The 11,621-nt window shown below is 72.2% G+C and carries 9 protein-coding genes; 5 read left to right on the top strand and 4 right to left on the bottom strand.

Annotation, left to right across the window (positions count from 1 at the left end; genetic code table 11):
* Positions 1-106: 106 nt before the first annotated feature.
* Together ABZU46_RS28100 and ABZU46_RS28105 are read right to left on the bottom strand one after the other, a co-directional pair.
* Positions 107-2,641 (bottom strand): FtsX-like permease family protein, encoded by a 2,535-nt coding sequence (locus tag ABZU46_RS28100; RefSeq protein ID WP_354862437.1) that lies wholly within the window; start codon positions 2,639-2,641, stop codon positions 107-109.
* Positions 2,638-3,396, bottom strand: a complete 759-nt coding sequence (locus ABZU46_RS28105; protein WP_354862439.1) for an ABC transporter ATP-binding protein — start codon at positions 3,394-3,396, stop codon at positions 2,638-2,640. The genes ABZU46_RS28100 and ABZU46_RS28105 overlap by 4 nt, the downstream gene beginning before the upstream one ends.
* Before the next feature lie 147 nt (positions 3,397-3,543).
* Between ABZU46_RS28105 and ABZU46_RS28110 the strand changes: the two genes are divergently transcribed.
* From ABZU46_RS28110 to sthA, 4 genes are read left to right on the top strand one after another with little or no spacing between them, the layout of a single operon-like run.
* On the top strand, positions 3,544-4,746 hold the full coding sequence (locus tag ABZU46_RS28110) for a histidine kinase (RefSeq protein ID WP_354862441.1): 1,203 nt from the start codon (positions 3,544-3,546) through the stop codon (positions 4,744-4,746).
* On the top strand, positions 4,743-5,381 hold the full coding sequence (locus tag ABZU46_RS28115; RefSeq protein WP_354862443.1) for a response regulator transcription factor: 639 nt from the start codon (positions 4,743-4,745) through the stop codon (positions 5,379-5,381). The genes ABZU46_RS28110 and ABZU46_RS28115 overlap by 4 nt, the downstream gene beginning before the upstream one ends.
* Before the next feature lie 37 nt (positions 5,382-5,418).
* A complete protein-coding gene (locus ABZU46_RS28120) occupies positions 5,419-5,550 on the top strand; it encodes a hypothetical protein (RefSeq protein ID WP_354862445.1) in 132 nt (43 codons plus the stop codon).
* Positions 5,551-5,603: 53 nt separating this feature from the next.
* Positions 5,604-7,007, top strand: coding sequence for a Si-specific NAD(P)(+) transhydrogenase (sthA, locus tag ABZU46_RS28125; protein WP_354862447.1), 1,404 nt, complete (start codon positions 5,604-5,606; stop codon positions 7,005-7,007).
* A gap of 150 nt (positions 7,008-7,157) precedes the next feature.
* Here sthA and ABZU46_RS28130 read toward each other — a convergent pair whose 3' ends face one another.
* Both ABZU46_RS28130 and ABZU46_RS28135 read right to left on the bottom strand, forming a co-directional pair.
* The gene (locus ABZU46_RS28130; RefSeq protein WP_354862449.1) at positions 7,158-8,579 is read right to left on the bottom strand and encodes an endo-1,4-beta-xylanase; all 1,422 of its coding nucleotides are present in this window, start codon (positions 8,577-8,579) and stop codon (positions 7,158-7,160) included.
* Positions 8,580-8,612: 33 nt separating this feature from the next.
* On the bottom strand, positions 8,613-9,986 hold the full coding sequence (locus ABZU46_RS28135; protein WP_354862451.1) for a PHB depolymerase family esterase: 1,374 nt from the start codon (positions 9,984-9,986) through the stop codon (positions 8,613-8,615).
* A 294-nt stretch (positions 9,987-10,280) separates the two neighbouring features.
* Between ABZU46_RS28135 and manD the strand changes: the two genes are divergently transcribed.
* The gene (manD, locus tag ABZU46_RS28140) at positions 10,281-11,489 is read left to right on the top strand and encodes a D-mannonate dehydratase ManD (RefSeq protein WP_354862453.1); all 1,209 of its coding nucleotides are present in this window, start codon (positions 10,281-10,283) and stop codon (positions 11,487-11,489) included.
* Positions 11,490-11,621: the final 132 nt, after the last annotated feature.

Here is an 11,621-nt window from a genome sequence, read left to right on the forward strand (position 1 = left end):
GCCGCTTGGGCTCCGGCCCCCCCCCCCAGCTCCCCAACCGCACCGCGGCGCGGGGGGGCGGCGCCCAACCCCCGCCCCCGCGGCCCACCCCCGTACCTGGGCGCGCTCAGCCCTCGACGCCCAACGCCACCACCGGGCTGACCCGCGACGCCCGCCGCGCCGGCAGCACGCCGGCCAGCGCGGTCAGCCCGACCAGCGCCGCGAAGAGCCCGACCAGCGACAGCACCGGCAGCGACAGCGGCGCGTTGAGCCCGAGCGCCCGCACCGCCAACCAGGCGTACGGGACGCCGAGCAGCAGACCGAAACTCGCACCGATCACCCCGTAGAGGCCGGACTCGACGGTCAGCATCGTGCGCAGCCCCGCCCGGGACAGGCCGACGGCGCGCAGCAGCCCGGACTCGCGGACCCGCTCGACGACCGACAGCGCGGTCGTGGACCCCACGCCGACGACCGCGATCAGCACGGTCAGGCTGACCAGGCCGGCAGTGATCCAGACCAGGGCACTCAGCACCGCGTCGTTGCGATCCCGCTCGTCGGCGAGCACCGCGATGCCCAGCCCCGCGCCGTTCCCGATCGCCTGCCGCAGCGCCCGCACCCCGGCGGTGCGGCCGTCCTCGCCCGCGTGCGCCGCGTCGGCCAGCAGACCGGTGTACGCCGTCGGCCCGCCGATCCGGTCCAGGTCGGCGCGGTCGGCGAGGATGCCCGCGTACAGGGGGCCACGGTCGGGCAGGACCGCCGCCACCCGTACGTCGACCGTCCGCCCGTCGCGGGCCAGTGTCACGGTGTCGCCGGCCCGCAGCCCGGCGTTGCGGGCGACCCAGTCACCGAGCACGATCCGGCCAGGTCCACGGTCGGCGAGGGTGCCCTGTGCCACGTCCAGGTCCGAGGTGGTCGGCAGCGCCGAGATGTCGAGGTCGGTGGTCGAGTACCCGGACTCGGTGTCGCCGAGCCGTTCGGCGCCCCGCAGCAGCGCGACGTCGTGGACCATCCGGTACGGCACCACCCGGGTCAGCGCGCCGCTCGCCGCCCGCGCCCTCGTCACCACGGCGACCGGCAGGGTCGTACCGTCACCGGCGGACACCTCGAAGTCGGCGGGCGCGGAGAGCGCCATGTCACGATCGGCGACGACGCGCATCGACGCGCCGCCGATGACCACCCCGGAGATCAGGGTCACGCCGAGCGCGACCACGACGGAGACGGCGGCGGCCCGCCGCGGCGTCCCACCGATCCCGCCGACGGCCAGCCGCCCTAGCGGTCCGACCTGGCGCAACGGCCAACCCGCCACGGCCAGCACCGGGCGCACCAGCAGCGGCCCGAGGGCGACCAGGGCGAAGAACGCCAGCGCTCCCGAGGTGACGAGCAGCAGCAGCGCCGCGCTCGGGTCGTAGGACTCCTGATCCGGCGTCGGCAACCGCCGCACCGCCGCGACGGCGGCCAGCAACGCGCCGAGGACCAGCAGCGCGCCGGACACCAGACGTGGCGCTCCGATGCCGCGCCGCCCGGCGGTCACGCTCGCCGCCCGCAGCGCCTCCAGGGGCGAGACCCGGGCGGCGGAGAACGCCGGCGCCAGCACCGCCACCACGGTGAGGACGACCGCGCCGAGCACCACCGCGACCGCCGCCCCCAGCGACAGGCCCGGCGACGAGACCGCCATGCCCCAGGCCCGCAGGACCATGGGGAGGACCTGCCCGGCGGCGAGGGCGCCGACGACCCCCACGACACCCGCGACCAGCCCGGTCAGGGCACCCTCGGCGGTCAGCGCGACCACCAGCCCGCTCCGGCCCGCGCCCACCGCGCGCAGCAGCGCGAGGTGCTGCATCCGCTGGGCGAAGACGATGCGGAACGTCGAGGTGACCACCAGCGCCGCGGCGACCACAGCGACCGCGACGAACATGCCGACCAGCGCGAACAGCCTCCCCACCTGCTCGGCCGCCGCGTCGGCCTCGGCGTCGCGCACCTCGGCGCCGGAGCGGATCGGCTGATCGGCCGGGACCACCGCGGTCACCCGGTCGCGAACCGCCTCCGCCGCGCCGGCAGCTGTCCGCACGTCGATCCGCTCGACAGTGCCGACGTGACCCCACGCGGCCACCGCGTCGTCCGGGGCGTACGCGTCGAATCCCCCGTCGTCGGGAGTGTCGACCACGCCGGTGACGGTGAGCGGCGCCCCGGTGGTGAGGTCGCCGCCCGTCCCGGTGGTCACGGTGCCGACCGCCAACCCCAGCCGCTCGACCGTGCGGCGGGTCACCGCGATCTCGCCGGGCTGATCCGGGTAGCTGCCCTGGACCAGGCGGACCGTCGCCAGCGGGCCGGCGCCCGGGTCGGTCCGCAGGTTGAGGTAGCCCTCGGCGAGGGAGACACCGAGCGTCGTCCGGCCCACCGCCTCGGTGACACCCGGCAGGGCGCGGACGTCACGCAGCGCCGCCACGGTGGGCGGCGGCTGCTGCGGGTCCCCGATGACCAGGTCGGTGGCGGCCGGCGTGCCGCTGAGGTTGTCCCGCGCGGTCCGTTCGGTGATCTCCTGCGCCAGCACGGTGCCGAAGACGACGAACGACGCGACGAGGATCGCCAGGCCGGTCAGGATCAGTCGACCCGGGCGTCGGGCCGCGGCGCTCACCTGGGTACGCAGCACCGTCGCCCTCACGCGGGAACCGCCAGTTCGCGCAGCGCGTCGGTGACCGAGCCCTGGTCCGGCTCGTCGATCTCGCCGGCGACGCGGCCGTCGGCGAGCAGCACCACCCGGTCGGCGTACGCGGCCGCGATCGGATCGTGGGTGACCATGACGACAGTCTGGCCCAGGTCGCGTACCGAGTCGCGCAGGATGGTGAGCACCTCCGCCCCGGAGCGGGAGTCGAGGTTGCCGGTCGGCTCGTCGGCGAAGACGACCTCGGGCCGCGACACCAGGGCCCGGGCCACCGCCACCCGCTGTTGCTGGCCGCCGGAGAGTTCGCTGGGCCGGTGCCCGAGCCGCTGCCCGAGGCCCAGCACGTCGACGAGGTGCGCGAGCAGGTCACGGTCGGGTTCCCGGCCGGCGAGGTCCAGCGGCAGGGTGATGTTCTGCGCGGCGGTGAGCTGCGGCAGCAGATTGAACGACTGGAAGACGAAGCCGATCCGGTCGCGGCGTGCGCGGGTCAGCGTGCGGTCGGACTGACCGGTCAGCTCCGTGCCGCCGAGCAGGACCCGGCCGGAGGTGGCCGTGTCCAGGCCGGCCAGGCAGTGCATCAGCGTCGACTTGCCGGACCCGGACGAGCCCATGATCGCGGTGAACTCGGCCCGACCGAAGCCGACCGAGACGCCGTCCAGGGCGCGGACCGCGGTGTCGCCGCTGCCGTACACCTTCACCAGGTCGACCGCGGCGACGGCGGCCTGCCCGGTCGGCGGCGGGGCGTGGGTTGTCATGGGTTCCTCCAGTGGCTGCGATGTGACCCGGGAAGCCTCGCCCGCGCCGGGTGGGAGCCGCATCGGTCCGTGGTCGGGGAACGCCCACGCCGGGTCTGTCTTTCGGCCGATCTGCCCGCGCCGTCCGCCTGGCTACGCTGGGTCACGATGAACGCGCCGGGATTCTCGACATGGTGGGTACGCCTGGGCCAGCTCGCCGGTCTGGCGGCGCTGGCCCTGCTCGGTGCCTTCGACCTGCGGTACGGCCTCTACACCGGGGTGAGCGCGGCCGAAGCCCTGCGCGCCCTCGTGCAGGTGGGGTTGGCATTGATGACCGCGGTGGTCTGGCTGCCCGTGCACCGGCAGGGGTCCCGGTCCCTGCCGCTCGCGGCGCTCGTGCTCGGCGCCACCTCACTCGCCGTCACCTTCGGCTTCCTGGTGCTCAGCACGAGCGGCAGTTATCTGCTGGGCGGCAGCTGGGGGCTGGCCGAGTCCGCCGGGATGATCGCGGTGGTGTTCGTGGTGACCCGGTGGGCCGCCGCACGGCTCGCTCCGTGGGCGGCGGTGCTCGCCGCGCTCGCTGCCGCCGCGCTGCCGCTGCGCGCCGGCGCCGACTACGTCTACGTGATCTTCGGGCTGCTCCAGGCGCTCGCCGCGATCGGCGCCGCCGCCGTCGGGATCTACCTGCGCGTCGTCGCCGCCGGGCGGGAGCGGGCCATCGCGCTGGTACGGGCCGAGCAGCGCGCCGAGTTCGCCCGCGACCTGCACGACTTCATCGCCCACCACGTGACCGGCATCGTGGTGCAGGCGCAGGGCGCCCGCTTCGTCGCCGAGCAGGACCCGCAACGGGTGATCGTCGCCCTGGAGCAGATCGAGCGGGCCGGCGCCGAGACGATGGCCTCGATGCGACGGATGGTCGGCGTGCTGCGCAATCCGGACGCCCCGCCGGACGCGCCGCTGGCCCCACTGGCCGGCGTGGCCGACCTCGCGCCGCTGCTGCAGGGCCACAACGACACCACGAACGCACCGGCCCGGCTGTACGTCGACGGTCCGGTCGACGAGCTGCCGGTGGAGGTGTCGACCTCGGCGTACCGGGTGGTGATGGAGGGGCTGACCAACGCCCGCCAGCACGCCCCGGACGCCCGGTCGGTGGCCGTGTCCGTGCGTCGTACGCCGGACTGGCTCCTGGTCCGGGTCGTCGACGACGGCGCGACCCCGCGTACCGCTCCCGCCCGGGGGCACGGCTTCGGCCTGCTCGGCCTCACCGAGCGGGTACGCGCCCTCGGCGGCACGATCACCGCCGGGCCGGGCATCTCCGGCGGCTGGGTGCTCGACGCCGCGTTCCCACTGCGATCGGCGGTGGCCCGATGATCCGGGTGCTGATCGCGGACGACCAGGCGATGGTCCGGACCGGCTTCGGCATGATCATTGGAGCGCAGCCGGACATGACGGTGGTCGGCGAGGCCGCCGACGGGGTCGCCGCCGTCGAGATGGTCCGGCGGCTACGCCCGGACGTGGTGCTGCTGGACATCCGGATGCCCCGCCTCGACGGCCTGCAGGCGCTGCGCCTGCTCGCCGGGCCGGGCGTCGCCGACCCGGTGCGGGTGGTCGTGGTGACGACCTTCGACCTCGACGAGTACGTGCACACCGCGCTGTCCAACGGCGCCTGCGGCTTTCTCCTGAAGGACTCCGGCCCGGCGCTGCTCGTCGAGGCGGTCCGCGCGGCCGTCTCCGGCGACGCGCTGATCAGCCCGTCCATCACCGTACGACTGCTGGAGCACCTCAGCCCGCCCAGCGCGCCGCGGGACGACGCCGGCCTGTCCCCGCGGGAACTCGACGTCGTGAAGCTCGTCGCCCGGGGCCTGACCAACGCGGAGATCGCCGGCCAGCTCTTCATCGCCGTCGGCACCGTCAAGACCCACCTCGCCAGCGTGCAGACGAAGCTCCCGGCCCGCAACCGTGTCGAGATCGCCGCCTGGGCCTGGGAACGCCGCCTCGTCCGCTGAACGACGACCCGACCGGCCGACCAACAGCTATCTGCGGGTGCGCAACACCGGCCACAACGCGGTGATCAGGCCCGGCGGCACCGTGTCGCTGGGCGTCGTCGCCACCGGGACGCAGGTGCCGGAGGAGGTCACACTGAACGGCGGCATCTGCGTGGTGGCAGACAAGTAACGCTCACGTCCGGGGTCTGGCGTCGATGGCGACATCTTGCGACGCTAACGATCGTGTATGACTACGACCTGTTGGTGCTGGGCTCCGGACCCAGCGGTCAGAAGGCCGCGATCGCCGCCGCAAAGCTCGGCAGGCGGGTCGGCATCGTGGACCGCCGCGACATGATCGGTGGGGTGTGCATCAACACCGGCACCGTCCCGTCCAAGACGCTGCGGGAGGCCGTGCTCTATCTGACCGGCCTGAGCCAGCGCGACCTGTACGGCAGCAGCTACCGGGTCAAGGAGGAGATCACGGTCAGCGACCTGGCCGCCCGCACCCAGCACGTGATCACCCGACAGACCGACGTCATCCGCAACCAGCTCGCCCGCAACCGGGTCGCGATGATCACCGGGACCGGGCGTTTCGCGGACGCGCACTCCATCTGGGTCGACGCCGGCTCGGGACGCGAGTCGAAGGTGACGTTCGACAAGGCCATCATCGCGGCCGGCACCCGCCCGGCCCGCCCGGACAGCGTCGACTTCGACGACCGGACCATCGTGGACTCCGACGGCGTCATCAACCTCCAGGCCGTCCCCCGCAGCATGGTCGTGGTCGGCGCCGGTGTGATCGGCATGGAGTACGCGTCGATGTTCGCCGCCCTCGGCACCAAGGTGACCGTCGTGGAGCGCCGCGATCGGATGCTTGAGTTCTGCGACGACGAGGTCGTCGAGTCGCTGAAGTACCACCTGCGTGACCTGTCGGTGGCGTTCCGCTTCGGCGAGGAGGTCGCCGCGGTGGAGAAGCACCAGACCGCGGCGCTGTGCATCCTCAAGAGCGGCAAGAAGATCGTCGCGGACACCGTCATGTACTCGGCCGGCCGGCAGGGCCAGACCGACGACCTGGCTCTGGAGGCGGCCGGGCTGGCGGCGGACCGACGCGGCCGGATCGCTGTCGACGCCAACTACCGCACCCCGGTCGACAACATCTACGCCGTCGGCGACGTGATCGGCTTCCCGGCGTTGGCGTCCACCTCGATGGAGCAGGGCCGGCTGGCCGCGCAGCACGCCTGCGGCGAGCCGATCCGCGAGATGCACGGCCTGCAACCCATCGGCATCTACACCATCCCGGAGATCAGTTTCGTCGGCCAGACCGAGGCCGAGCTGACCGACTCGTCGACGCCGTTCGAGGTGGGCATCGCGCGCTACCGCGAGCTGGCCCGTGGCCAGATCGTGGGCGACTCGTACGGGATGCTGAAGCTGCTCGTCTCCCCCGAGGACGGCCGACTGCTCGGGGTGCACGTGTTCGGCACCGCGGCGACCGAGATCGTCCACATCGGGCAGGCGGTGATCGGCTGCGGCGGCACGATCGACTACCTGGTCGACGCCGTGTTCAACTACCCGACCCTGGCCGAGGCGTACAAGGTGGCCGCGTTGGACGCCTCCAACAAGATCCGCAACATCACCCGCATCGACGGCTGACCCCGGACCCCCACCCCCACCCCCACCCCCAACCCCACCCCCAACCCCGGCCCCGACCCCGGTGATCAAGAGGTTTGCGTCACGACACGCCGGGACGAGTGACGCAAACCTCTTGATCACGAGGGTGGAGCGGGGGTGGGACCGTGGGTTTTAGCGGGGGGCGCAGGTGGGGGTCAGGGTGCCGGCGGTGCCGGTGCCTTGGAAGCCGAACTCCGTGGACTGTCCGGCCCCGACCTGGCCGTTGTAGGACACGTTCGTCCAGTTCGTCGTGCCGCTGTTACCGCTGCGGTCGGCGCTCCAGGCGTTGGTGACGGTCGCGCCGGACGGCAGCGTGAGCGTCACGGTCCACCCGTTGAGGGCCGACGAGCCGGCGGTCACCCGTACGTTCGCCACGAAGCCGCCGTTCCACTGGTTCACCGTCACCGACGCCGAGCAGCCGGTCTGCCCCGGCGGCGGGGTCGTGGGCGGAGGCGTCGTGGGCGGCGGGGTGGTGGGCGGAGGCGTCGTCGGCGGCGGGGTCGTCGGCGGCGGAGTGGTGGGCGGCGGGGTCGTCGGGTTGGTACCGCTGTTCAGCGCCGCGAGCACGGCGTCGTACGCGGCCTTCTGCCCGCTGCTGTTGAACAGCAGCGGCGTCTGCGAGGACCGCCACGAGTCGCTGTCGCGGATGCCCCACACGGTGATGCCGTTGCAGCGCGGCACCGCCAGGCAGTCCTCGACCACGGCGCGGTACGTGTTCGCCGGAGCGCCCTGGATGTCCAGCTCGGTGATCTGCACGTCCACGCCCAGCGCCGCGAAGCTCGACAGCGTGGTGCGGTAGTTGCTGGCGTACGGGGAGTCGTTGTTGAAGTGCGACTGGAATCCGACGCAGTCGATCGGCACGCCACGGGCCTTGAAGTCGCGGACCATGTTGTAGACGCCCTGGGTCTTGGCCCAGGTCCAGTTGTCGGTGTTGTAGTCGTTGTAGCAGAGCTTCGCGCCCGGGTCCGCGGCCCGTGCGGCGCGGAACGCGGCCTCGATCCAGTCGTTGCCGGTGCGCTGCAGGTTCGAGTCTCGACGGCCACCGGAGTTGCCGTCGGCGAACGCCTCGTTCACCACGTCCCAGGAATAGATCTGTCCCCGGTAGTGGGTCGCCACCTGCGTCACGTGGTTGAGCATCGCGTTGCGCAGCGCGGTGCCCTCCATGCCCTGCATCCACCCCGGCTGCTGGCCGTGCCAGGCCAGGGTGTGACCGCGTACCTGCATTCCGTGGCTGCGTGCGTGGTTGACGATCGGATCCGCCTGGGTGTAGCGGAACTGACCCTGCTGCGGCTCGGTCGCGTCGATCTTCATCTCGTTCTCGGCCGTCACCATGTTGAACTCGCGGTTCAAGATCGTGGTGTACGCGCTGTCCGAGAGCTTGTTCGCGGCCACCGCCGTACCGAAGTAGCGGCCCTTCTCCGCCGCGGACGCGCCCAGGGTGGTTCCGGCGGACGCGGGCGTCACCAGGACCAGCGCCATGCCGGCGGCGAGAGCGCCCGCGCCGCTCAGCGCGATCACGGCTCTCGATGCCGCCTTCCATCTCGTTCTGCTCATCGTGCGACTCCGTTTGTCGATGGTGGTGGGTGGTCAGGAGACCGCGCAGGTGGCCCCGTTGAGGGCGAACGACGAGGGCTTGCCGGTGCCGCCGGTGTGGGTGGCCTGGAAACCGATCTCGACCGACGCGTTCGGCGCGATGGTGCCGTTGTAGGAGACGTTGCGGGCGGTTACCGCTCCGCTCGTCGGGGAGTAGGTGGCGTTCCAGCCGTTGGTGATGGTCTGGCCGCTGGGCAGCGTGAAGGTCAGCGCCCACCCGTTGACGGCGGCGGTTCCGGTGTTGGTGATGGTCACGCTCGCGGTGAGACCCGAGTTCCAGGCGTTGACCGTGTATCCGACGCGGCACGCGCCCGCACTCGGCGGCGGCGTGGTCGGCGGCGGAGTCGTCGGGGGCGGCGTGGTGGGTGGCGGCGTAGTCGGGGGCGGCGTGGTCGGGGGCGGAGTCGTCGGCGGCGGCGTCGTCGGTGGGGGCGTCGTCGGGGGCGGCGTCGTGCCGTCCAGGCCGAAGAAGCGGATCACCTGGGCGGCGTCGACCGGGATGTTGTGCGTGACGCCCTGCATGCTGATCGCCTCGACCGGTGCCATCGGGCCGCTGCTGCCGTACCGGGTGCGGGTGTACCCGGACTGCGGGGAGTCGGTGTACGTCGGGGTCTGGCTCAGACCGTGGACGTTCGTCCACTGCTTGATCTGCTCGCCGAAGTTCGGGTAGCGCAGCGTCTCGTCGCTGGTGCCGTGCCAGATCTGCATCCGCGGTCGCCGGCCGGTGTAGCCGGGGTACGCCCCGCGGACCAGGTCACCCCACTGCTGCGCGGTCTTGATGGACTGCCCGTTCGCGCACTCGCTGTTCCACTCCGAGGTGCCCCCGGTGGCGAAGCAGGCGAACGGCACCCCGGCGAACGACGCGCCCGCCGCGAACACGTCCGGGTAGTCGCCGAGCATGACGTTGGTCATCATCGCGCCCGACGAGGTGCCGGTGGCGAAGACGCGGTCCGGGTCGGCGGAGTACCGCTGCTTCACGTAATCGATCATCGACACGAGCCCGACCGGGTCGCTGCCGCCACCTCGGCGCAGCGCCTGCGGCGAGGCCACGTCCCAGCACTTGCTGCTGCGCGTCGCCGACGGGTAGATGACAATGAATCCATACCGGTCGGCGAGGGACGCGTACTGCGTGCCGGAGTAGAAGGCGGGGCCCGTTCCGGTGCAGTAGTGCAGGGCGAGCAGGATTCCTGGCCGGGATGCGACCCGGTCCGGGACGTACAGATGCATCTGGAGGTTTGTGGGGTTGTTGCCGAAGCCGGTCACCTGGGTGAGCGTCGCGGCTGATGCGGGGGTGGCGAACGCCAGCGCGGCGGCGGCGACTGTCGCGACCGCCGTGAGGACGCCGAGCAGCCTTGTCTTCAGTGTCATGGTTCGCGATTCCTCGGGAGAATGGCGCATGGAAGGGGGTTAGTCGAGGACTGCCCTTCGCCCGACCGTGACCGCGGCTCGCGTGACCGATGTCAGCTTCGATCGAGCACACTCGATTGTCAAGGCTTCCGGAAACCTTTCGGGGCAAGGGATTGGGCGGCCACCTGCGCACGGGTGCGGGCCCGCCGAACCGTTCGGCGCCGGCCGCCGGCGGGATATTATCGGCACGTTCCCGGTAAGCAGAACGTCCTCGTGTGCACCCCCTACGACCCCCGTAGGCACGAAGGAGATCGCGTGAAGATCGTCGATGCCCGGGTCATCGTGACCTGTCCGGGCCGCAACTTCGTCACCCTCAAGATCGTCACTGACGAGGGCGTCACCGGCGTCGGGGACGCCACCCTCAACGGCAGGGAGCTGGCCGTCGCGTCGTACCTGTCCGACCACGTGGCGCCGCTGCTGATCGGCCGGGACCCGGCGCGGATCGAGGACACCTGGCAGTACCTGTACCAGGGCGCGTACTGGCGGCGCGGGCCGGTCACGATGAGCGCGATCGCCGCGGTGGACACCGCGCTGTGGGACATCAAGGGCAAGGTGGCGGGCCTGCCGGTCTACCAGCTGCTCGGCGGTCGGTCCCGCGAGGGCGTCACGGTGTACGGCCACGCCAACGGCGAGACCGTCGAGGAGGTCCTGGTCGAGGTCGCCCGCTACGTCGACCTCGGCTACCGGGCGGTCCGGGTGCAGTGCGGTGTGCCGGGCCTGCCCAAGACGTACGGGGTCAGCGCCGACAAGCTCTTCTACGAGCCGGCCGACGCGGCGCTGCCCAGTGAGGCCACCTGGTCGACGCCGCGCTACCTGACCCACGTGCCCACCGTGTTCGCCCGGGTCCGCGACGAGTTCGGCCCCACCCTGCGGTTGCTGCACGACGTGCACCACCGGCTCACGCCCATCGAGGCGGCTCGGCTCGGCCAGAGTCTGGAGCCCTACGCGCTGACCTGGATGGAGGATCCGGTCCCCGCCGACCTCCAGGAGGGCTTCCGGCTGATCCGGCAGCACACCACCACCCCGATCGCCGTGGGCGAGGTCTTCAACAGCGTCTTCGACGCGGCGCAGCTCATCCGGGAACAGCTCATCGACTACATCCGGGCCACGGTGGTGCACGCCGGCGGCATCACCCACCTGCGGCGCATCTTCGACCTCGCCGCGCTGCACCACGTCCGCAGCGGCTCACACGGCGCCACCGACCTGTCGCCCGTGTGCATGGCCGCCGCGCTCCAGCTCGACATCTCGATCCCCAACTTCGGCCTGCAGGAGTACATGCGGCACACCGCGCAGACCGACGAGGTGTTCCCGCACGGCTACCACTACGCCGACGGCTACCTGCATCCCGCCGAGACTCCGGGGCTGGGCGTCGACATCGACGAGGAGGCGGCGGCCCGCTACCCGTACGCGCCCGCGTACCTGCCGGTGAACCGGTTGGAGGACGGGACCGTACACCCCTGGTGAGCGCGACAGCGCCGGTGCTCCGGCCGGCCCGATCGGGCCGGCCGGATCAGTGGTTGGGCCCCCCCCCCGCGTCGGGCCCCCCCGCCGTGCGGGAGAAGTACGAGTTGATGTGGTACCGCCCCACGAGATAGG

Origin of the sequence: Micromonospora sp. NPDC005197 (assembly GCF_040608295.1) — a bacterium.
In the GTDB taxonomy this organism is placed as follows: Bacteria; Actinomycetota; Actinomycetes; order Mycobacteriales; family Micromonosporaceae; genus Micromonospora.